The organism is Haloprofundus marisrubri, from assembly GCF_001469955.1.
Taxonomy (GTDB): Archaea; Halobacteriota; Halobacteria; order Halobacteriales; family Haloferacaceae; genus Haloprofundus; species Haloprofundus marisrubri.
The window spans coordinates 134,487-154,998 of the sequence record NZ_LOPU01000037.1 but is presented as its reverse complement, the minus strand read 5'-3'; the positions used below and the strand labels follow the sequence as shown (position 1 = coordinate 154,998).

The 20,512-nt window shown below is 64.1% G+C and carries 20 protein-coding genes; 10 read left to right on the top strand and 10 right to left on the bottom strand.

The features are described 5' to 3' along the window. The first annotated feature begins 6 nt into the window (after positions 1–6). Both ligA and AUR64_RS18415 read left to right on the top strand, forming a co-directional pair. Complete coding sequence (ligA, locus tag AUR64_RS18420) at positions 7–2,070, top strand: NAD-dependent DNA ligase LigA (RefSeq protein ID WP_058583428.1); 2,064 nt, start codon at positions 7–9, stop codon at positions 2,068–2,070. A gap of 47 nt (positions 2,071–2,117) precedes the next feature. Continuing rightward, positions 2,118–2,333 (top strand): hypothetical protein, encoded by a 216-nt coding sequence (locus tag AUR64_RS18415; protein WP_058583427.1) that lies wholly within the window; start codon positions 2,118–2,120, stop codon positions 2,331–2,333. A gap of 31 nt (positions 2,334–2,364) precedes the next feature. On the opposite strand, the gene AUR64_RS18410 is transcribed toward AUR64_RS18415, so the two are convergent. From AUR64_RS18410 to AUR64_RS18400, 3 genes are all read right to left on the bottom strand, one after another. Further along, complete coding sequence (locus tag AUR64_RS18410) at positions 2,365–3,180, bottom strand: ABC transporter permease subunit (protein WP_058583426.1); 816 nt, start codon at positions 3,178–3,180, stop codon at positions 2,365–2,367. Next, on the bottom strand, positions 3,177–4,103 hold the full coding sequence (locus AUR64_RS18405; RefSeq protein WP_058583425.1) for an ABC transporter ATP-binding protein: 927 nt from the start codon (positions 4,101–4,103) through the stop codon (positions 3,177–3,179). The genes AUR64_RS18410 and AUR64_RS18405 overlap by 4 nt, the downstream gene beginning before the upstream one ends. A 119-nt stretch (positions 4,104–4,222) precedes the next feature. Further along, positions 4,223–4,486: a hypothetical protein gene (locus tag AUR64_RS18400; protein WP_058583446.1), complete on the bottom strand. Its 264-nt coding sequence runs from the start codon at positions 4,484–4,486 to the stop codon at positions 4,223–4,225. A gap of 449 nt (positions 4,487–4,935) precedes the next feature. Between AUR64_RS18400 and AUR64_RS18395 the strand changes: the two genes are divergently transcribed. Further along, positions 4,936–6,681, top strand: a complete 1,746-nt coding sequence (locus AUR64_RS18395) for an excinuclease ABC subunit C (RefSeq protein WP_058583424.1) — start codon at positions 4,936–4,938, stop codon at positions 6,679–6,681. Between the two features lie 158 nt (positions 6,682–6,839). Beyond that, positions 6,840–8,099 carry a COG1470 family protein gene (locus AUR64_RS18390; protein ID WP_058583445.1) on the top strand — a complete coding sequence of 420 codons (1,260 nt, stop codon included), beginning with the start codon at positions 6,840–6,842 and terminating at the stop codon, positions 8,097–8,099. 23 nt (positions 8,100–8,122) lie between these two features. Here the strand turns inward: AUR64_RS18390 and AUR64_RS18385 are convergent, their stop codons facing one another. Next, a complete protein-coding gene (locus tag AUR64_RS18385; RefSeq protein WP_058583423.1) occupies positions 8,123–8,596 on the bottom strand; it encodes an FxLYD domain-containing protein in 474 nt (157 codons plus the stop codon). A 150-nt stretch (positions 8,597–8,746) separates the two neighbouring features. On the opposite strand from AUR64_RS18385, the gene AUR64_RS18380 reads away from it, so the two are divergent. Continuing rightward, entirely contained in the window at positions 8,747–8,956 is a 210-nt protein-coding gene (locus tag AUR64_RS18380; RefSeq protein ID WP_155120660.1) for a hypothetical protein, read from the top strand. Between the two features lie 115 nt (positions 8,957–9,071). Here AUR64_RS18380 and mdh read toward each other — a convergent pair whose 3' ends face one another. After that, the gene (mdh, locus tag AUR64_RS18375; RefSeq protein ID WP_058583421.1) at positions 9,072–9,986 is read right to left on the bottom strand and encodes a malate dehydrogenase; all 915 of its coding nucleotides are present in this window, start codon (positions 9,984–9,986) and stop codon (positions 9,072–9,074) included. A gap of 214 nt (positions 9,987–10,200) precedes the next feature. Here mdh and AUR64_RS18370 point away from each other — a divergent pair, with 214 nt between their 5' ends. Continuing rightward, positions 10,201–10,839, top strand: a complete 639-nt coding sequence (locus AUR64_RS18370; RefSeq protein WP_058583420.1) for an Sjogren's syndrome/scleroderma autoantigen 1 family protein — start codon at positions 10,201–10,203, stop codon at positions 10,837–10,839. A gap of 25 nt (positions 10,840–10,864) precedes the next feature. Here the strand turns inward: AUR64_RS18370 and AUR64_RS18365 are convergent, their stop codons facing one another. From AUR64_RS18365 to AUR64_RS18355, 4 genes are all read right to left on the bottom strand, one after another. Further along, positions 10,865–11,104, bottom strand: coding sequence for a hypothetical protein (locus tag AUR64_RS18365; RefSeq protein WP_155120659.1), 240 nt, complete (start codon positions 11,102–11,104; stop codon positions 10,865–10,867). Positions 11,105–11,217: 113 nt separating this feature from the next. After that, positions 11,218–11,382 carry a hypothetical protein gene (locus tag AUR64_RS20655; protein WP_155120658.1) on the bottom strand — a complete coding sequence of 55 codons (165 nt, stop codon included), beginning with the start codon at positions 11,380–11,382 and terminating at the stop codon, positions 11,218–11,220. A gap of 74 nt (positions 11,383–11,456) precedes the next feature. After that, complete coding sequence (locus tag AUR64_RS18360; RefSeq protein ID WP_058583418.1) at positions 11,457–13,898, bottom strand: DEAD/DEAH box helicase; 2,442 nt, start codon at positions 13,896–13,898, stop codon at positions 11,457–11,459. Positions 13,899–13,998: 100 nt separating this feature from the next. Then, positions 13,999–14,241 (bottom strand): ferredoxin, encoded by a 243-nt coding sequence (locus tag AUR64_RS18355; RefSeq protein WP_058583417.1) that lies wholly within the window; start codon positions 14,239–14,241, stop codon positions 13,999–14,001. Between the two features lie 147 nt (positions 14,242–14,388). On the opposite strand from AUR64_RS18355, the gene AUR64_RS18350 reads away from it, so the two are divergent. The 3 genes from AUR64_RS18350 (at position 14,389) to cgi121 (ending at position 17,990) form a co-directional block, all read left to right on the top strand. Further along, a complete protein-coding gene (locus AUR64_RS18350; protein WP_058583416.1) occupies positions 14,389–15,030 on the top strand; it encodes a GNAT family N-acetyltransferase in 642 nt (213 codons plus the stop codon). Between the two features lie 72 nt (positions 15,031–15,102). Beyond that, the gene (locus AUR64_RS18345) at positions 15,103–17,499 is read left to right on the top strand and encodes an ATP-dependent DNA helicase (RefSeq protein ID WP_058583415.1); all 2,397 of its coding nucleotides are present in this window, start codon (positions 15,103–15,105) and stop codon (positions 17,497–17,499) included. Next, complete coding sequence (gene cgi121, locus AUR64_RS18340; protein ID WP_058583414.1) at positions 17,496–17,990, top strand: KEOPS complex subunit Cgi121; 495 nt, start codon at positions 17,496–17,498, stop codon at positions 17,988–17,990. Before AUR64_RS18345 ends, cgi121 begins: the two co-directional genes overlap by 4 nt. Before the next feature lie 16 nt (positions 17,991–18,006). On the opposite strand, the gene AUR64_RS18335 is transcribed toward cgi121, so the two are convergent. Further along, positions 18,007–18,816 (bottom strand): helix-turn-helix transcriptional regulator, encoded by an 810-nt coding sequence (locus AUR64_RS18335; protein WP_058583413.1) that lies wholly within the window; start codon positions 18,814–18,816, stop codon positions 18,007–18,009. A gap of 400 nt (positions 18,817–19,216) precedes the next feature. Here AUR64_RS18335 and AUR64_RS18330 point away from each other — a divergent pair, with 400 nt between their 5' ends. Continuing rightward, positions 19,217–20,422: an MFS transporter gene (locus tag AUR64_RS18330; protein ID WP_058583412.1), complete on the top strand. Its 1,206-nt coding sequence runs from the start codon at positions 19,217–19,219 to the stop codon at positions 20,420–20,422. Positions 20,423–20,512: the final 90 nt, after the last annotated feature.

The window sequence follows — 20,512 nt, the reverse complement described above, 5'->3', positions numbered from 1 at the left end:
CCGCCAATGAGCGAGGAGTCGTCGAACCCCTACCTCCGCGACCCGCCGACCGAGTTCGAGGCCGTCGAGAACCTCTCCGAGGACACCGCCAAGACGCAGGCCGAACAGTTGCGCGAGGCCATCCGCGAACACGATTACCGCTACTACGTCGAAAACGACCCACGAATCGGCGACCGGACGTACGACGCGCTGTTCTCGCGGTTACAGGAGTTGGAAGACGAGTTCGGCCTCCAGACCGACGACAGTCCGACCCGACGCGTCGGCGGCGAACCGATGGACGGGTTGGAGACGGTCGAACACGTCGCCCCGATGCTCTCTATCGAGCAGAGCGGCGAAGCCGACGACGTGCGTGCGTGGGCCGAACGCGTCGAATCCGAAGTCGGCGAGAGCGAGTTCGTCTGCGAACCGAAGTTCGACGGTCTCTCCCTGGAGGTCATCTACCGAGATGGAGCGTACGAACGCGCCGCCACGCGCGGCAACGGCACCGAAGGCGACGACGTGACCGAGCAAGTCCGCCGGATTCGTTCGATTCCGTCGCGCCTCCGCGGCGATTTTCCCGAGTTTCTCGCCGTCCGCGGTGAGGTGTTCATGCCCCGCGACGCGTTCCAAGAACACAACAAGGAGCGCGTCGAACGCGGCAAGGACCCCTTCGCCAACCCGCGCAACGCCGCCGCCGGGACGCTCCGGCAACTCGACCCGAACGTCGTCGCCGAGCGACCGCTCGACTGTTTCTTCTACGATGTGCTCGACGCCTCGGTCGACTTCGAGACGAACGCGAGCGAGTACGAGGCGTTCGACGACTACGGCCTCAAGACGAACGAACGAATCGACGTCGTCGACGACATCGAGGGCGCAATCGACTACCGAGACCGGACGATGGAGGCCCGCGACGACCTGAACTACGAGATTGACGGTGTCGTCATCAAGGTGAACGACCGCGAGAGCTGTGAAGAACTGGGCGCGACGGCCCGCGCCATCCGCTGGGCGTTCGCCTACAAGTTCCCCGCGCGGACCGAGGTGACGACAGTACAGAGTATCGTCGTCCAAGTCGGTCGAACGGGACGACTCACCCCCGTCGCCCTCCTCGACCCCGTCGACGTCGGCGGCGTCACCGTCTCGCGGGCGACGCTGCACAACGCCGACGAGATAGCCGAACTCGGCGTCAGCGTCGGCGACAAAGTTCGCATCAAGCGAGCAGGCGACGTGATTCCGTACGTCGAGGAGGTCGTCGAAAACGGCGAAGACGGACACTTCGAGTTTCCCGAGCACTGCCCGGTCTGTGACAGCGCCGTCGAACGCGACGGCCCCATCGCGTACTGCACTGGAGGGTTGGCCTGCGACGCCCAACTCGAACGCGCCATCGAACACTACGCGAGCAGGGACGCCCTCGACATCGAAGGTCTCGGCGGCGAACGGGTCGAGCAACTGCTCGACTCGGGGCTGGTCGAGAGCCTTCCGGGGCTCTACGACCTCACCCGCGAGGAACTGGCCGAACTCGACGGCTGGGGAGAGATTAGTGCCGACAACCTCGTCTCCGAACTCGACGATGCAAAATCGCCGACGCTCCCGGAGTTCCTGACGGCCATCGGCATCCCCGACGTGGGGCTGACGACGGCGCGTGACCTCGCCCGCGAGTTCGGGACGCTCGATGCGGTGATGGACGCCGACGCGGAGGCACTGGAGGGAGTCGACGGCATCGGGTCGACCGTCGCCGGGAAGATTCGGGAGTTCTTCGAGAGCGAGGAGAACCGCGAGACGGTGGCTGCACTCCGCGAACGCGGCGTCGAACCGCAGGAGTTCGAGACGGAGAACGGCGGCGACGAACTCGGTGGGTTGACGTTCGTGTTCACGGGTGCAATGTCGGTGACGCGCGACGAAGCCGAGACACTCGTCCAGTCACGTGGAGCAAATGCAACCGGAAGCGTCTCCGGGAACACCGACTACCTCGTCGTCGGCGACAGTCCCGGCCAGTCGAAGTTGGACGACGCCGAAGCGAACGATGTCACCGTATTCGAAGAGGACGAGTTCGTCGACTGGCTGGCCGAACGCGGTATCGAGTACGAGTCGTAGCGAAGGGGTAGACTCATCACTCGCCGTCGAACGCTGTGGGATAACCGATGCTCGACGTGACGAATCCCAGACCCACGAAATCGGGCGTGCTTCGAGCCGTTGCGTTCGGCTACTTCGCGGCGCTCCTCGTCGCGGCGGTTGTTCTTCAACTGTTCGCGCCCGACTGGGCTGCCGTGCCGCTGTTTCTGCTCGTCGGTGTGTTCGTCTCAGTGCCCTGTTTTCGGTTGTTCCGCCGTCTCGCCGCGCAGGACCACGAGAACTGAGCGACGTGTGAAAGAGCATCCGACCTCGCCTTCAGAGGTCGCTCGCCTCGAACCGAAGGAAGCCGAGAAGCGGCGGCACCGTCAACCACACCAGAAGCATCCCGACGGCGGCGAGTTGCAGTTGGAGGCTCTGGCCGGTGAACAGTTCACCGTTGAGGAACGCCCCGGAGATGATTTTGAACGCGGCGTTCGGATTCAGCAGTTGGAACGCCGTGAACAGGTCCTGACCGGCGACCGGCAGCCAACCGGGACCGCCGCCCATCACGAGATAGATTTGGAGTGGGAATCGGACTGCGCCCCACAGCGGAACGAACAGGAAGTACAGCGCGATAGCGCCGGCGACAGCGAGACGCTGGGAGGCCATCGCCGCCGAGAAGCCGACGGCGATGGCGACGAAGACGACGCCGAGGAAGACGGTGAGGAGAGTGTAGCCGATGTACGACAGCGCGTCGAACTGCAGCGGGCCGAGGGCGAGCAGCAGCGCTGGGAGGACGAAGCCGACGACGATAGGCACGGCCAACGCCAGCGAGCGACCGGCGACTTTCCCGAACACCACGTCGGCACGCGAGTGTGGCAGCGAGAGCAGCAGTTTCAGCGAACCCGAGTCGCGTTCGCCGACGATGGCGCTGTACGCCATCACGAGCGCGATGAGCGGGATGAGCGTCGTCACGAGTGTCCCGCTGACGAGGCCGAGAAGCTGGTTCGAGCTGAACGTCTGACCGGGACCCGGCCGGACGAAGTACGCGGCGGCGGCGATGAGCAACACGAAGAACGCGGTGAGACCGAGCATCCATCGCGAGCGGACGGCGTCCTCGAAATCCTTCTGGGCGATAGCCTGCCAACTCATGCCGACACCTCCGTTCGCTCCTCGTCTTCGGTGTACGAGAGGAACAGGTCCTCCAGCGACGCCGACTGCGTCTCGAAGTCGTTCACCGTCACGCCCTGGTCTTCGAGGGCGGCGATGACTTTCGTCTTCGCGCCGCTGTCACAGGAGACGGTGACGGTGCCGCCGTCGGTTGTCGCCGCTGAAACCCCGTCGAGAGCGCGAACGGCGTCGAGGTCGTCCTGACTGGCGCTGTCGACGGTGAGCACGAGCGTCTCGTCGCCGCCAGCGGCTTCGCGGAGGCTCTCGATGCTGTCCTCGGCGATGAGTTCGCCCTCGCGCATGATGCCGACGCGGTCGCAGACGGACTCGACTTGGCCGAGGACGTGACTGGAGAAGAACACGGTCGCGCCGCGGTCAGCCTCGCGGCGGACGATGTCGCGCATCTCCTTTGCTCCGGCGGGGTCCAAACCCGAAGAGGGTTCGTCGAGGATGAGGAGGTCGGGGTCGCCGACGAGCGCCATTCCCAGCGCGAGGCGCTGGCGCATCCCCTTCGAGTAGCCGCCGGCCTTGCGGTCTGCGGCGTCGGAGAGGCCGACGCGGGCGAGCATCTCGTCTGGGTCGACGTCGACGTCCTTCGAACGCAACGCGAACTCGATGTGTTTGCGTCCCGTGAGGCGGTTGTACACGTCGAAGCCTTCGGGAAGCACGCCGGTTCGCTGTCGGACGGTGACGCTCTCGCGTTGGGCGTCGTGACCCAACACGCGAACCGTTCCCGACGTGGGGCGGACGAAGTCGAGAAGCATGTTTATCGTCGTCGACTTCCCCGCGCCGTTCGGCCCGAGAAAACCGAACACCTCGCCCTCCGAGACCGTGAGGTCGAGGTCGCGGACGGCGGTTACGTCGCCGTACCGCTTCGTCACGTTCGACAGTTCGATAGCTGGCATGGTCCGGCCTTGCCGCGGTCCAAAATAAAGTGTTTTGGGTTCCGTGATACCGACACTCGTAGGTCGGTCGTCGATAAAGCGGGCATCAGAACCGGTTCAGTCGGGCGATTCGAAGCTACTCAGACTTCGTCGTCGGGGTCGTGCGAGTTCGCCATCCGCTCGGCTTCCGTCGCGTAGCGTTCGCGCCGGTCAGGGTCGTCGATGTGTTCGAGGTTGTCCGGGTCGACGTCGACGGCGGCGGTCACGTCGTAGCGGTCGATGACTGTCACCGAGAGTTCTTTTCTGTAGCTTCGCTCGCCGTCGAGCGTCGCGTACGTGAGGACGATGAGGTCGCGGTCGGTGTAGTCGCGTTCGACGAACCAGCAGCGGACGGCGTCTGTCATGCCGCGACGTTCGGGTGACGGGACTTTGTAGGTGACGGGACGTGAGGAGTGAGCGAGGTATCCGGGATTATCGGTCAGTGCCGGCGAGTCGCTGTCGTCGTCCGACGGCGAGATGGACGTGTGTTCGAGGAGTTCGGTCTCGGTCACTCGCTCGCGCCAGTCCACCGACAGGAGAGGGCCGACGATAGCCAGCAAACCGATGAGTGGGAAGTTCGACCGGAAGGAGTTGAGGCCGGCCGTCGCCGCCTTCTCGAACAGAAGCGGCGAAAGCAGTACGTGCAGAGTGATGTCGATGAGTCTGGCTTCTATTCCGCCGGTTGCCAGCACCGTCGATACCGTTCCTCCAAGCCTCGTACGAGGCTGACGAAAGACAGTCGGACAGCGATTGGGGCGGGTCGTGCGGGTCGAACGCGTCACCCTCAAGCCCCTTGGCACCCAATCGAAACCGAATGGACGCGAGCGGGGTCCGCGAGCGCGCAGGGGAGTTACCGAGGGAGCCGGGCGTCTACCAGTTTCTGGCCGACGACACCGTTCTCTACGTGGGCAAAGCCGTCGACCTCAGAAGTCGTGTCCGGTCGTACGCGGACCCGCGAAGCAACCGTATCAGGCGGATGGTCCGGCGTGCCGAACACGTCGACTTCGCCGTCACCGACACCGAGACACAGGCGTTGTTGCTGGAAGCGAACCTCATCAAGCGCCACCAGCCGAAGTACAACGTCCGACTGAAAGACGACAAATCCTACCCGCTCGTCCAACTGACCGACCACCCCGTTCCCCGAATCGAGGTGACGCGCGACCCCGAGGAGGGTTCGACTATCTTCGGCCCCTACACCGACAAGGGACGAGTCGACGTGGTCGTGAAGGCGCTCCGCGAGACGTACGGCGTCCGCGGCTGTTCGGACCACAAGTACAGCGGCCGTGACAGACCGTGTCTCGACTACGAGATGGGGCTGTGTACCGCGCCCTGTACCGGTGAGATTTCGGAGGAAGCGTACCGAGAGGACGCGAACTCGGTCGTTCGGTTCTTCGAGGGCGAGACGGGTGTGCTCGCGGACCCGCTCCGGCGAGAGATGGAGAGTGCAGCGCAGAATCAGGAGTTCGAGCGCGCGGCGAACCTGCGAGACAAACTCGACGCCGTCGAATCGTTCCACAGCGGTGGCGGCGAGGCGGTGTCGGGCCAAAGTCGCGAACGCGAAGTCGACGTACTCGGCGCAGCCATCAAAGGCGATACGGCGACTGTTGCGCGTCTGCACAGCGAACGCGGACAGTTGGTCGACCGGTCGCGTCACCGTCTGCAAGCGCCCGAGGGCGAGGACAGAGTCGCCGAGGTTCTCTCAGCATTTATTCCGCAGTACTACGCCGAGCGACGGTTGCCGGATGCGCTACTGCTCTCGGAGCGACCCGAGGACGACGAACTGTTGGCGTGGCTGGAAGCCGAAGGCGTCAGCGTCCGCGTCCCCGGCGCGGGCCGGGAGGCGAAACTGGTCGAACTCGCGCTGAAAAACGCCCGACGCGGTCCCGCCCGCGGCGACGAACTCGGCGCGTTGGCCGACGCACTGGGAATCTCGCGGCCGACCCGCATCGAGGGGTTCGACGTGAGCCACGCGCAAGGCAAAGCCGTCGTCGGCAGCGACGTCTGCTTCGTCGACGGCAGTGCGGAGAAATCGGATTACCGACGAAAGAAACTGCCCGACAGAAACGACGACTACGCGAACATGCGCGAGTTGATTCGCTGGCGGGCCGAACGCGCCGTCGAAGGCCGCGACGACAGGCCCGACCCCGACTTGCTGCTCATCGACGGCGGCGACGGACAACTGGGCGCGGCACAGGACGCGCTTCGGGAAGTCGGCTGGGACGTTCCCGCCATCGCGTTGGCGAAAGACGAAGAACTGGTCATCACCGACTCGCAGGTGTACAACTGGCCGAGCGACGCGCCACATCTCCACGTCCTCCAACGCGTCCGCGACGAGGCACACCGCTTCGCCGTTTCGTACCATCAGACGCTGCGTGACGACGTGAAAACCGTCTTGGACGACGTACCCGGCGTCGGACCTTCGACGCGGCGAAGCCTCCTTCGACGGTTCGGCAGCGTCGACAACATCCGCACCGCGTCGGCCGACGACCTACGCGACGTGCCCGGCGTCGGCGAGAAGACGGCGACGGCGCTCAAACAACGGCTCTCGGGCGGGCAGTGAGCGGACTCGCAACGCGGAGGAGAGTTCAGTCCACACGCTGATTAGCCTGTCAAAAATTATTTAATATATTCCAACAAATCTGTAGTCGTAGCACGCTCCGTGCTCTCCAAGCCCTCCACCGCTTGGTCGAGACGCCGAGCCGTGGCTACGACCAAACCATGACACGACGATTCAACCTGTTGCTCGTCGCGCTGGTCGTGCTGAGCGCATTCCCAGCGGCGGCCGCGTTCCCGGCCACCGACGAGCCAGCCGACGTCCCCGCGCCGACGGTCGACTCCGTCGCGGCGGCCGACGAGCGAACCGAGACGAACTACACGCGACTGTACATCGACGTCGACGACAGCTACCGTGACGTGAAACCGGGCGAGAGCCTCGAATACACCGTCACGGTGAAGAACGGCGAAGACGAGTCCGTCGACGTCGACCCGCATCTCGCGGCCGGCCCGATGATGGAGTTCCCGCTCGAAAACGAGTGGGTCGACATCGAGGGTCCGTCGAGCATCGACGCGGGTGAAACGGCCGAGTACACCGTCAGCGTCGAGGTTCCCGAAGACGCCGAGACGGCCGACTACCGCGGTCTCGTCGCGTTCACCGACGAGAAAGTGACCTACCCCGGCCGCCCCGCACAGCCGGTACATTCCGCGCACGTCGCCGCCAACGTCTGGCGAGAACCGACGGTGCAGATTCACTCGGACACCTACGTCCACGCGCAGGTCGAAGCCGGCGACAGCTTCACCCGCCAACTCGTCATCGAGAACACCGGCGACAGCGCGGTCCCGCTGAACCCGGAACTGACCACCGAACGACGACACTGCAGCGGGCACTGCCCGAACCAGCTCAATCCCTCGTGGATAGACATCGACGCACCGAGCCAGATTGCGCCCGGTGAGACGGCGACGGTCACCGTCACGGTGTCGCCGCCCGAGGAAGCCGACCGCGGTCGCTACAACGCCAACGTCAACCTCGGTCTGAACGACCCGAACCGGCAGGCGAACAACGACTACTGGCAGCGAGTCGACATCGGCTTCGTCGTCTGGAAACAGCCCTCGGAAGCGTTCGAGAGCGACTTCGAGGTCAGCGAAGACACCGAGAACGTGACGCTCACGCTCACGCCGAACAGCTACTACGGTGCCGAGGACGCCGACGAGGCCGACTTCGACGTCGAGTTCGTCGACCCCGAGGGCAACGTCGTCGAGGCCGAACGCGTCCGCGTCAGCAGCAGCGGATTCGTCGACCTGAGTGGTGAACGCGCGCGCAACGCCGTCCAACAGGGCGACGACTACGCCGTCCGCAACGGCGGCGAGGAGTTCGTCTACCGCGTCGACGACCCGTCGGTGGGCGACTGGACGCTCCGCGTCACGCCGGAGAACACCATCGGCTTCCAGTACGAACTGGACCGACACGAGTCGAGCGACTAAGAAAAAACAGCAGTCGAACTTTTTTATTCGTCGACCGACGCCACGAGACGGTACTCTGCGACGGCGGCGGCGTCTGCCCCCGCGCGGGGATACGTCGACTCGAACGCCCACGACCGACCGGCAGCCAGTTCGCGGACGTCTATCGTCGTCGCGGTCAGCATCTCGCCGTCAGTGTCGAGAAACTGCACTCGAAGCGCGAGGCCGGTGATGGACTGCTCGCCGGTGTTTTGGACCGTCCCGGAGACGGCGACCAGTTCACCGGCCTCGCCGTCGTTCGTCCGGACGAGTTCGTGGTCGACGAGTTCGACATTCGACGACCCGCCGTCGAACGTCGGTGCGGGCGTCGGTGTCGATGTCGACGTCTCGGTTCCGTTTCGATTCTTGGCGTCGGACGCGTCGTCGACGGCGTTCGACCCGTCGGAGAACGCGTCCGAACAGCCTGCGGTGGTGGTTGCGACGATGGTACCCGCTATCGAGAGGAGGGCGCGGCGGCGCATATCGACTCGTTAATGTCTACGTTACTAACTGTTTCGACGCGGAGAGAGTATCGACTCCGAGAAAGACGAGTAGGCAGTGGTTTCGGTCCAGTCAGGGCTACTTACCGTCCTGTTAGTCGGTGTATATCGTTATACCCGGTCGACGTAGCTGTGAGCGTGATTTCGATGCTCCACGCCGCAGTCGTCGTCCCGCTTCTCGGAGTCGTCACCGGCCTCGAGCTGACGGTCCAGACCGGGGTCGAGTTGGCAATCGGTGCGAGCGTACTGATGTTCTGTCTACTGATGTGCGGTCACACTGCCGTCGGCTACGTCCGTGCCCGACGCCGACACGAGCGGCTGTTGGAGCAACTGATTCGGTAGACTGTCGGCATACTCCGGTTGCGAGACTCGGAAACGATGAAAGAAGGTGTGAGAATCGGTCGCCGCTGCGGCACTATCGGAAGGCCGCGTAGTGCGGTCACGTAGTCGCGCGCAGTTACGCGATTTTGTTGTACTGGTCGCGGAGTTTCTCGGCAGCGTCGTCCATCAGTTCCGCTTCGTACTCGTCGAGGTCCCAGTCGACGACTTCCTCGATACCGTCGGAGCCGAGTCTGACGGGAACGCCGAAAGCGGTGTCCTCGTAACCGTACTCGCCGTTCAACACGAGGCTGCCGGGCAGCACTTCACCGGTGTCGTGGAGGACGGCCTCGACCATGTGGGCGACGCCCGTCGCCGGACCCCACTGCGTCGCGCCTTTTCGGCTGATGACGTCCATCGCCGACTCTTGAAGGTCGCCGAGAATCTCCTCTCTCTCGTCCTCGCTGAACTCGGGGTCGCGCCCGTCGACACGAACTTTCGAGAACACGGGCACCTGTGCGTCGCCGTGTTCGCCGAGAATCGTCGCCTCGACGTTCTTGACGGGGACGCCGAAGCGCTCCGAGAGCACGTAGCGGAAGCGAGCGGAGTCGAGGCGGCCGCCGAAGCCGATGACTTTGTGGCGGTCGCGGTCGCCGGCCTCGTAGAGGTGGCGGTTGAGCAGGTCCACCGGGTTCGAGGTGGTGATAGAGACGAAGTCGTCGTTGTACTCGGCGAGCGAGGAGCCGATATCCGCCATGATAGGCGCGTTGTCGCCCGCGAGGTCGATACGGGTCTGGCCCTCCTTGCGCGGGATGCCCGCCGTGATGACGACGACGTCGGAGCCTTCGGTGTCCTCGTAGCCGCCCTGTCGGACGACGGTGTTCGAGTCGTAGGCGATGCCGTGGTTCGTGTCGGCTGCCTGTCCGACCGTTTTATCCTCCATATCCGGGATGTCGACGAAGACGAGTTCGTCGGCGATGTCCCGCAGCGCGATGTTGTACCCAGCGGCGGCGCCCACCGTCCCGGCGGCACCGACCACGCTCACTTTCGTCATACCACGTAAATCGAACCGCGGAACGTGATTAAACGCTTCGGAACCCCCCGAAATACGCGACTAACCCGAATTTGGGGTTCGTCATCTGTCGAAACTTTCGCGTGGTGACGACAGTTTACGGTCACGATAGACACCCCGACGCGCCGGGTTTCGGACGCCGAAACGACGGCTACCCCCGGTGACTTTTTCGGCACAGCTACCCTTGTGCCGCGATATGAGCGAGTTCGACAAGGAAGCCGAACGCGAGAAACTTCGGGAGAAGTTCGCCCGCGACGAGGAGAAGCGCAAATCCACCCAGCGGATGAGCGAACTCCTCCTGAAGGGTGCGACGATGACGAACAAACACTGCGACACCTGCGGCGACCCCATCTTCCGATACCAAGGCCAAGAGTTCTGTCCGACGTGTCAGAACGCGCAGGTCAGTCAGGGCGCTCAGTCCAGTCAGAATGCCCAGTCCGCCGAGTCGGCGGAGGCGACACGAGCGCAGAACGCGGCCGGCGAATCCGAAATGGCGCAGTCGCCGGAAACCGACAACGAGGGCGGCGATATCGAGGTCACGCCGGAACCGCCGCAGTCCAACGAGGCGTCGCAGTCCAACGAACAACCGCCGGCCCAGCAGACACCGACCAGCGAACGTGAAGAGACGACAGTCGTCGACCAGTCCGTCTCGACGGCGACGACTGCACGGCCACAGTCCACGTCGGGTGACCTGAGCGAGGCGCGCGCGGCGCTCACTCGAACGGTGACGCGCTACGCGACGGCCGCCGAAGACGCTGACGACCCACGACGTGCCAAGGAACTGCTGTCGGCGGCCAGAGAAGCGGCCGAGACGCTCTCGGCGCTGAATCGATAGCCGAAGCTCGGCGGACTATGGCCGGTTAGCTACTCACCGAGACGTTTCGGGTCGCCCGTTCGGGTTCCTCTGCGGTCCGACCCCCGTCGGTGTCGCGGCCGGGTTCGTCGTCGAACTCGGCGACGACGGTGGGGCGCGCGAGTTCGCTCCCGGAACACGGGTACGGTCCCGACATCGACTCGTGTTGTGGCGACCCGTACAGTCGGTCGGGTCGTCCATCGCTCGGGACGTCCGAGTCGTGCTGTGCGCTGCCGTACAATGCCATCTCGCTGTCCGAACCGGACGAATCGTGAGACGCCATCTCCGTAGTTGTCTGAAGGGGTTGTAGTTCGTAAAGCGCTGGGCCCGACAAATGAGCGGCGAGTGTGGCACTCACACTCACGTCACTATCGTTCTCGGCTCGCAGTAGTGGGGTGCGAGGGTGTACCGACGCCGCTCTGTCGGTCGGGTCGACTCGCTGCCGCCGTAGAGGACGCGCTCGTCCGAACGATGGTGTTCGTGTTGCGGCGGTCCGTACCGATGAACGTCGTTCGACCACGCCATGTCACGGAGTCCCAGAGCGAGCTATTTGAGCCTTACTCCGGACGGCTATATGCTCACTAGAGAACCTAGTACGCCTAATAGTCACTGCCGATGACTTCTCGGATTCTGTCGGCGGTCACCTCGCCGACGCCGTGGACTTCGAGCAACTCGTCTTTCGACGCAATCATCACCGCTTCGACGGAGCCGAAGTGTTCGAGCAGGGCGCGCGCCGACACCGGCCCGATGTCGGCGATAGCGCTGACGACGTACTCCTGCTGTTCGTCGAGCGTCTTCGCGCTCTTCTCGCCGTGGACGTTGACCGAGCGTTCGGCGCTGACCTGTTCGCGCGTGGCGATGACCTCGAACAGGTCGGCGGTGTCTTTCTCGTCTTCGGTTCGGAGGACACTCACCCCGAAGTCGACGGCGAGACTCGAAAGCGCACCCCGAATCGCGTTCGGGTGGACGTTTCGCTCCTCGTACAGTCGGTCGCCCTCGATGACGACGATGGGCCGCGAGTAGTGTCTCGACATATCGGCGACCTGCTCGAACAGCGAGCGGTCGCCGCCGGTGAGCGTGTCGAGGAAGTCCGAGACCGACTTACGTTCGACAGCGACGCGGTCGGAGAGCACGTAGTCGCCGACGGCGAGCGTTTCGAGTCGCGTCCGGATTCCCTCGCGCGTCGAGAGGTCGCGGGCGATAGTCGAGTCGAGTTCGCGCTGGTCGGCGACGATTTCGACGAGGTCCTCGTCGTCGCTGCTGTCGGCGGCCGCGACGACGCCGTCGGATTCGGCGGCGTCCGTCTCGTCGGCCTCGTCGTCTTCGTCTGCCGCGCCCGAATCGGTGGCTTCGTCGGCCGTGTCCTCTTCGGACGACTCGGAGAAATCGGCCAGTCCAGGTTGCATCCGCTTCTCGCGGGCGCTCGGGCCGTCGCTTCCGCCCGCACTGCCCTCGAAGGCGTCGAGGCTCTGTTGGGAGTCGTCGAGTTCGTCTTCGACTTCGTCGGCGACGCCTTTCAGTTTCTTCAGTTCGTCTTCCATCTGGCTCTCCTTGCGCCGGGAAATCCAGAAGTACGCCTCGTCGCGGGTGTCCTCGGCCATGAGGACGACGACGCGGCCCTCGGTCTGTCGTCCCGTCCGGCCTTTCCGCTGAATGGAGCGAATCGCCGTCGGCACGGGTTCGTAAAACAGTACGAGGTCGACTTCCGGCACGTCCAGTCCTTCCTCGGCGACGGAGGTGGAAACGAGCACCTCGAACTCACCCGCCCGGAAGGCGTCGAGCGTCTCCTGTTGTTCCTTCTGGGTCATCCCGTCGGAGCCTTCCTTGTCGCCTTGGCCGACGAACCGTCGGGCGTCGAAACTCCCCGACAGAAACTCGGTCAGCGCCTCGGCGGTGTCGCGGGACTCGGTGAACACGATGACGCGTTCGCCCCCACCGAGACCGAGCGTTTCGGCCAGAAGGATGCGCGTTTTCGAGAACTTCGGGTGGAGTTCGTCGAACGATTCGGCCAGACGCATCGCCTCTCTGACTTTGGGTTCGGCGACGAGTCGCTGACTCGCCTTCGACGCCCCCGACGACCGGGCGGCGTTGCGCTGCCGTTCGAAGTATCGACGGACGGATTCGACGCTCTGGGTCTCGACGAGTTCGACCGCTCGCCGGAGTTTCATCACCTCCGCGTGGACGGACATCCCTTTGTAGCCGTCGCCGTTGTCGGCGTGTATCATCTTCTGCAACTCGGCGCGGATGCCGTTGAGTTGCTTCTGGGAGATGTCCGGACTCGTCGCCCGCGTCACGCCGAGCGATTTCAGCTTGCTCAGTCGGTCTTTGATGACCTCGTTGAGCGCGTTTCGGATGGTCAGAATGTCGTCGGGGAGGCTGATTCGCTCCCACTCGACTTCGGTGTCGTAGGTGTACTCGGCGACGTCGGCGTCGTCTTCGGTCATCACCGTCACGTCGACGAGGCCGAGGTTCTCACAGACGGTGAGGATATCCTCCTTGTCGCCGCCGGGCGACGCGCTCATGCCCGTCACGAGCGGATTTTCGGCGTCTTGGTGGTAGCGCTCGGCGATGTAGACGTACGCGTAATCGCCGGTTCCGCGGTGGCACTCGTCGAAGGTGAGGTGGGTCACGTCGGCGAGGCTCACTCTGCCGCCGACGAGGTCGTTTTCGACGACCTGTGGGGTGGCGATGACGATTTGGGCGTCGTCCCACAGCGCCGCCCGGTCGTCGGGGCGGACGTCGCCGGTGAAGACGACGATGTCGTCGTCGGGGATGGAGAGCGCTTCGCGGTAGAAGTCGGCGTGCTGTTGGACGAGCGGTTTCGTCGGCGCGAGGAGGAGGGATTTGCCGCCGACTTCCGAGAGTCGTTCGGCCGTGACGAGGAGGCTGACCGTCGTCTTCCCCAACCCGGTCGGAAGGCAGACGAGCGTGTGACCGTCTCGGGACCGTCCGGCGAGTTGTATCTGGTAGAGACGACGCTCGATGAAACTGGGGGCGAGAAGCGGGTGTTCGACGTAGGCGACCTCGTCGGTGGCGGCCATCGGGTCGGCTTCGTCGTTCTCTCAGATAAGGGTTCGTGAAGCGTGGTGAAAGTAAAAACGCCATCGGAGACGGCGGGGATGCCGGGACGGAGACCGGTCGTTACACCACTTGTTCGCCGTCGTCGTCGAACAGTTTGATAGCATCGACAGGACAGACCCGGGCGGCGAACTCCGCGTCGAACTCGGCGTCCTCGGGCACCTCGCGGACGAACAGTTGGTCGTCGACTTCCTCGCTGTCTTCGAGGTCCGCTTTCCCGTCGTCCATGTTCTTCTCGAAGGCGTCCCACTCATCGACGCACTGATACATTCCGATACAGGTGTCGCGGTCGTACTCGATTCGCATACCGGGAGTTCGGCAGTCGGTTACATAGAAATGACGACGCGGCCGTCGGGGTGGAGTACGAGCGACCGGGTGGACCTCCGTTCGACGGCGGCGTGACCGTCGGCGCGGCCCCGCACGACAAAGTCACCGCGAGTCGTCGATACCGGTATGTCGACGCCGCTGTTCCCCGAGCGTCTCGAAACCGACCGCCTCGTCTTCGAGCGTGTCTCGCACGACCACACGGACATCTTCGAGTTGTACGACCTCGCGCAGGCGGAGACGTGGCAGTCGCAGGTGACAGAACACATGCCGTGGTTTCGCTTCGAGACGCTCGACCAAGTTGCACAGTTCGTCGACGACGCCGAGCGCCAGTGGAAGGAACGGACGTTCGCACGGTACACGATTCGGCCAAAAGCGGACGAAGACGACGCGGGCGAACTCGCCGGCCTCACCTCGTTTCGACCGCAGTGGAAACTCCGAAGCGGGAGTTCGAGCGTCATCCTCGCGGAACGGTTCTGGGGTCGTGGCTACGGCACCGAACGCGCCGAGAAGATGGTCGAACTCACCTTCGAGCGGTTCGACCTCGACTGCTACTACACGACTGCCGCCGCGGGCAACGACCGTTCACAGCGGATGATTTCCCGATATATCGAGTCGTTCGGCGGCACGCACGAGGGCCTGTTGAGACAGTTCAAGACGCGGCCAACTGGGGAAGTGACCGACCAGCACCGGTACACGATTACGCGCGAAGAGTACGAGTCGGCGACGAAAGAGGGGTCGGCGGCGAGAGAGGAGTCGGCGACGAGGTAGTCGAGCCGGTATCGCCTTCACTTCCACCACGCCTCCGACAGTTTAAACCGGAGGACGCGCCAACTCCGTCCAATGAAGACAGCGGACCTGACGGGTCTGCCGGCGGGCGTTCCCGAGTTCTTCCACGAGGAGGGCGTCGAGGAACTGTACCCGCCGCAGGCCGAAGCCGTCGAGGCGGGCGTCACCGACGGCGAGAGCCTCGTCGCCTCCATCCCCACCGCCTCGGGGAAGACGCTCATCGCCGAACTGGCGATGCTGTCGAGCGTCCAGCGCGGCGGCAAAGCCCTGTACATCGTCCCGCTTCGAGCGCTCGCCTCCGAGAAGAAGGCCGAGTTCGAGCGGTTCGAGCAGTTCGGCGTCGACGTCGGCGTCTCGACGGGCAACTACGATTCGACGAGCGAGTGGCTTGCGACGCGCGATATCATCGTCGCCACCAGCGAGAAAGTCGACTCGCTCGTCCGCAACAACGCCTCGTGGATATCCGAGCTCACCTGCGTCGTCTCCGACGAGGTCCACCTCGTCGACGACCGACACCGCGGGCCGACGCTCGAAGTCACCTTGGCGAAGCTCCAGAAGATAAATCCCGGTCTGCAGGTCGTCGCGCTCTCTGCGACCGTCGGCAACGCCGAGGAGGTCGCAGACTGGCTCGACGCGAGTCTCGTCCGCTCGGACTGGCGACCCATCGACCTGAAGACGGGCGTCCACTACGGCAACGCCATCAACTTCGACGACGGGAGTCAACGAGAAGTGAGAGTCGAGGGCAGCGAGAAACAGGAAGCCGCGCTCGTCGCCGACACCTTAGAGGAGGGCGGGTCGTCGCTCGTGTTCGTCAACTCCCGACGCAACGCCGAGGCCGCCGCGAAACGCCTCGCCGACGTATCGGACGCGGCGCTCACCTCCGGGGAACGCGACGAACTCGCAGAGTTGGCCGCCGAGATTCGAGACGTCTCCGACACCGAGACGAGCGCGGATTTGGCGCGCACCGTTGCCAAGGGCGCGGCGTTTCACCACGCGGGCCTCGCCGCCGACCACCGCAGCATCGTCGAGTCCGCGTTCCGCGACCGACTCATCAAGGTCGTGAGCGCGACGCCGACGCTCGCCGCCGGCGTCAACACGCCGAGTCGCCGCGTCGTCGTCCGCGACTGGCGCCGCTACGACGGCGAGTTCGGGGGGATGAAGCCGCTCAACGTGTTGGAAATCCACCAGATGATGGGCCGCGCGGGGCGACCCGGCCGCGACCCCTACGGCGAGGCCGTTCTCTTGGGAAAGAACGCCGACGAGATGGACGAACTGTTCGAGCGCTATCTGTGGGCCGACCCCGAACCCGTGCGCTCGAAACTCGCCGCCGAACCCGCACTCCGGACGCACGTGCTGGCTACCATCGCTTCCGGGTTCGCCAACAGTCGGGAGAGCCTGCTCGAATTTCTCGACCGCACGCTGTACGCCACGCAGACCGACGACGAAGGCCGGTTGGAACAGGTAACCGATTCCGTGCTTCGGTATCTGGAAGTCAACGAATTCATCGAACGCGACGACGGCACGTTGCGGGCGACGAACATCGGTCACACCGTCTCACGGCTCTACCTCGACCCGATGAGCGCCGCCGAAATCATCGACGGTCTGCGCGACTGGGAGCGAAAAGGCGGAGAGACGCAGGACGCGAGTGCGAGCGAAGCGGAGTCGGGCTTCGTCTCCGCGAGCGACCTGCGAAAGGACGAGAATTCGGAGTCGCCATCGACCGGCGAGGTTCCGAAACCGACGGCGCTCGGTCTCTACCACCTCGTCTCGCGCACGCCGGACATGTACCAACTCTACCTCAAATCCGGCGACCGCTCTACGTACACGGAACTCTGCTACGAACGCGAAGGCGAGTTCCTCGGCCACGTTCCCTCGGAGTACGACGACGTCGCCTTCGAGGACTGGCTGTCGGCGCTCAAGACCGCAAAGCTCCTCGAAGACTGGTCGATGGAGGTCGACGAGGACCGCATCACCGAGCGATACGGCGTCGGTCCCGGCGATATCAGGGGAAAAGTCGACACCGCAGAGTGGCTGTTGGGGGCGGCCGAACAGCTCGCCGGAGAGCTGAATCTGGCGTCGAACGTCGCCGTCCGCGAAGCGAAAAAGCGCATCGAGTACGGCGTCCGCGAGGAACTGCTCGACCTCGCCGGCGTCCGCAACATCGGTCGAAAGCGCGCCCGTCGCCTGTTCGAGGCCGGCGTCGAGAGTCGCGCGGACCTCCGCGAAGCCGACAAATCGGTCATCCTCGCGGCGCTTCGCGGACGGCGGAAGACCGCCGAAACGGTGTTGGAGAACGTCGGTCGCCGAAACCCCTCGATGGACGACGTGGAAGCCGACGAGTCGGCGGCACCGGTCGAGTTCACGTCCGCGGGCGGCACTGCGTCTGCGGCCGGCGGGGCGGGTGCCGGAAGCGGAGACGACGACCAGTCGAGTCTGGGTGATTTCGGATGAGAGTCGTCGACGGCGTTGCGGAGATAGCCGACGTAGACAGCACCGTTGCCGTACTCGGAGAAGTAGCCGAGGAGTACGAGACGACCGTGCAAGCGGTCGACGCCCGCTACGTCGTCGACCGAGCACATCTCGAACGGGCGGTCGAACTCGCCGACCGAGCCATCTCGCGCGGTGAGAACGTCGCTCACGACCGAGGCGTCGAAGTCCTGTTGTACGCCGCCGGTCGTCGGCAAATCGACCAAGCGTTCGAGATGGGACTACAGGAAGGTCGCGTTCCGCTGGTCGTGCTCGTAGACGGAGGGGACGAATCCGCTGCGGCCGACGCTGTCGTCGAAGAACTGAGTCTCGACGACACGCCGACACTCGGCGAGTACAACAGAGCGCGCGTGTTCGAGTTCTTCGAGATTTCCGAGCGAGAGTTGGCGGCGATGGACGGAACGCTCTCGGACGCCGTTCGTGAGCGGGTCGCGCTGCTCGACGTCGAGAAGTGAGCGAGTCACGCCTTCTTCAGGATGCCAGTTCCGAGAGACGCTCGGGCGTGAGCAACTCCGCATGGGCGCGGTAGTCGTCAATCATCGCTGTAACCCAGTCTCGAATCGTCTCGTTTCTCGTTTCGATGAGCGCACACGGGAAGTCCTGGTCGTCGTACGGGAGAATCGTCGCCACGTCGTCGAGCAGTCCGATTGCGACGGGAAGCGGCCCCCGATACAGATACAGCGTCATGTTGTCGGTTGCGAGCAGTTCCCGGACGATATCGGCGACCGAGGAGTTTTCGAAGAGAACCGAAAACGCCGCCTCGGAGATGATTATCTCCTGTCGTTGGCCGTGGTCGAGAATGAGCGTGCGCTGTTCGGGAATCGAGTCCAGATACACGTTCTGTGTGACGTAGTGGACCTCGGCCGCGTTCTGAGTGAGTTCTTCGACGCGACGGATGTGGGCGAACACGTCCGGAGCGTGCGGCACCGTAATCGTCGCGTCGGCGAACAGACGAAAGTCGAACTCCATGCAGTCGGTCGGCAGTCGTGGTTCGAGTTTCGCCAGTTGCTGTATCGTCTCGACGGTCTTCAAGAGACGGCCGAACTCGTCGGCGAGGAGCGCACCGAGGCGCGTAATCTCGTACCGTCGGCCCGATTTCACTATCCAGCCACGGCGCTCGAACCCCTCGAGCACACGGCCGAGCGTCGGCCGCGAGATACCGGTCGACTCGTACAGTTCTGTTCTGGTGTGTGCGTCGGCAGCGAGCGCTTGCAGCACGGTGACGCGATTAGGTGAGGCGGCGAGAAACTCGACGTCGTCGAGCGGTGTTGGTGTCGGCATCGGTAGGTGACAGCGTGGTGGTGAGACGGCAGTTCGAGACGTGTTCGGATAGTCGGACGTATGTCAGTAGTACGTCATCCGAGAAGATGAATCTCTCCAGTGCAGAAAGTGGCCCGACTTCGAACACATATAAAGAATTTCGGTTTCGAACAACCCCTTCGTTTCGACTGGAAACCGCAACACTGCGTCGGGCGATTCCCCCGGCTTCCTCTCCCAGACGAGCGATTTTCTGGTACTCACTCACGAGAATTACGCCCGGGTTACCACCGGATACGACGCTCAGAACCTCCCGGAAAACGACACCGTGGAACGACAGTCGTATTTCCGTCGCGGGGGTACTGACCGGAGAGTCAGTCATGTACTCGACGAACCCGTCTTCGCTCGGAGGTCGGCGTCCGCAGTGAGACGGCCGCAGACAGTCGTCCTCGCGGTCATCGCCAGCACGTTTTTCGTCGGCTTCGGTGGTGGCGTCATCTTTCCGATCCTCCCGAATCTCGGGAGTGTACTGGGCATCTCGCCGTTTCTCGTGGGGTTGATTCTCAGCGCGAACCGCTTCGCCCGGATTCTCGCCAACGCGCCCGCGGGGTCGCTCGTCGACCGCATCGGCACGCGGAAACCGTTCGTCGCCGGGTTGTTCGTCGAAGGGTTCGCCACCCTCGGCTACGTCGTCGCCATCGACTCGTCGGCGCCCGAACTGTGGTTTCTTTTCGCGCGCGTTCTCTGGGGACTCGGTAGTGCGGCGGTGTTCGCAACGGCGTACACCATCGCCGCCGACGTGAGCGACGGCAGTTCCCGGGGGACGAACATGGGCGTCGTCCGTGGCGGCATCACACTCGGATTTCCTGCTGGGCTCATTCTCGGCGGTATCGTGAGCGACGCCTACAGCATCGAGGCCGCCTTCGTCGTCGCCGCCGCGTTCGCGCTGTTCGCGGGTGTCATCGCCTACTGGCAGGTGCCGGAGACGCACGTGACGACCGAAAAGTCGAGAGCGGCACCGTGGGAACTGGATACGAGTACGCCCGCGCTCACCGTCGGATTCGTCAACTTCGGACTCTTCTTCGCGTACCTCGGCGCGCTGTTTGCGACGCTCGTGCTGTTCATCGACGTCAACGAAATCGAACTGCTCGGCTACGGGCCGCAGGGAATCTCGGGCGCGTTGATGGCCGTAACCGTCGTCTCCGCTTCGATATTCATGCTCGCCGGCGGGAAACTGAGCGACGACTACGGCGCTCGCGTTCCGGTCCTCTTGGTGTTTCTCGTCGTCTCCTTCGTCGGCTTCATCCTCCTCTCACGGGCCTCGTCGCTGTCGACGCTCGTCGTCTCTTGTGTCTGTATCGGTGCGGGCCAAGGCGGCACCAGTGGTCCGTTGATGGCGCTTCTGGCCGACCTCACGCCCACCGAACGAATGGGACGGGCGACGGGGACGAACAACGTCCTCGGCGACTTGGGCGGTGGCATCGGACCGATGGTGTCGCTTCCACTGGTCGAAACGGTCGGCTTCGAGGCGGTGTACGCCGCGTGTGCGGTGATTCCGTTGCTCGCCGGATTCGTGCTTCTGGGCGGAGTGTACGCGAAGACGGGCAGTGTGAATCCGCAGACGGAGTGAGGTGGGTGCTGGATGCCGAAGTCCCTCTCACGACTGTCGTCTCCTATCGTTCCGAGTGTCGTGCGACCAACTCGAATCCATTAGCACGCT

Bases quoted from the DNA above. Each gene is read 5' to 3' on its own strand.
- ligA (WP_058583428.1), top strand. From the start codon at position 7: ATGAGCGAGGAGTCGTCGAACCCCTACCTCCGCGACCCGCCGACCGAG.
- AUR64_RS18415 (WP_058583427.1), top strand. From the start codon at position 2,118: ATGCTCGACGTGACGAATCCCAGACCCACGAAATCGGGCGTGCTTCGA.
- AUR64_RS18410 (WP_058583426.1), bottom strand. From the start codon at position 3,180: ATGAGTTGGCAGGCTATCGCCCAGAAGGATTTCGAGGACGCCGTCCGC.
- AUR64_RS18405 (WP_058583425.1), bottom strand. From the start codon at position 4,103: ATGCCAGCTATCGAACTGTCGAACGTGACGAAGCGGTACGGCGACGTA.
- AUR64_RS18400 (WP_058583446.1), bottom strand. From the start codon at position 4,486: ATGACAGACGCCGTCCGCTGCTGGTTCGTCGAACGCGACTACACCGAC.
- AUR64_RS18395 (WP_058583424.1), top strand. From the start codon at position 4,936: ATGGACGCGAGCGGGGTCCGCGAGCGCGCAGGGGAGTTACCGAGGGAG.
- AUR64_RS18390 (WP_058583445.1), top strand. From the start codon at position 6,840: ATGACACGACGATTCAACCTGTTGCTCGTCGCGCTGGTCGTGCTGAGC.
- AUR64_RS18385 (WP_058583423.1), bottom strand. From the start codon at position 8,596: ATGCGCCGCCGCGCCCTCCTCTCGATAGCGGGTACCATCGTCGCAACC.
- mdh (WP_058583421.1), bottom strand. From the start codon at position 9,986: ATGACGAAAGTGAGCGTGGTCGGTGCCGCCGGGACGGTGGGCGCCGCC.
- AUR64_RS18370 (WP_058583420.1), top strand. From the start codon at position 10,201: ATGAGCGAGTTCGACAAGGAAGCCGAACGCGAGAAACTTCGGGAGAAG.
- AUR64_RS18365 (WP_155120659.1), bottom strand. From the start codon at position 11,104: ATGGCATTGTACGGCAGCGCACAGCACGACTCGGACGTCCCGAGCGAT.
- AUR64_RS20655 (WP_155120658.1), bottom strand. From the start codon at position 11,382: ATGGCGTGGTCGAACGACGTTCATCGGTACGGACCGCCGCAACACGAA.
- AUR64_RS18360 (WP_058583418.1), bottom strand. From the start codon at position 13,898: ATGGCCGCCACCGACGAGGTCGCCTACGTCGAACACCCGCTTCTCGCC.
- AUR64_RS18355 (WP_058583417.1), bottom strand. From the start codon at position 14,241: ATGCGAATCGAGTACGACCGCGACACCTGTATCGGAATGTATCAGTGC.
- AUR64_RS18350 (WP_058583416.1), top strand. From the start codon at position 14,389: ATGTCGACGCCGCTGTTCCCCGAGCGTCTCGAAACCGACCGCCTCGTC.
- AUR64_RS18345 (WP_058583415.1), top strand. From the start codon at position 15,103: ATGAAGACAGCGGACCTGACGGGTCTGCCGGCGGGCGTTCCCGAGTTC.
- cgi121 (WP_058583414.1), top strand. From the start codon at position 17,496: ATGAGAGTCGTCGACGGCGTTGCGGAGATAGCCGACGTAGACAGCACC.
- AUR64_RS18335 (WP_058583413.1), bottom strand. From the start codon at position 18,816: ATGCCGACACCAACACCGCTCGACGACGTCGAGTTTCTCGCCGCCTCA.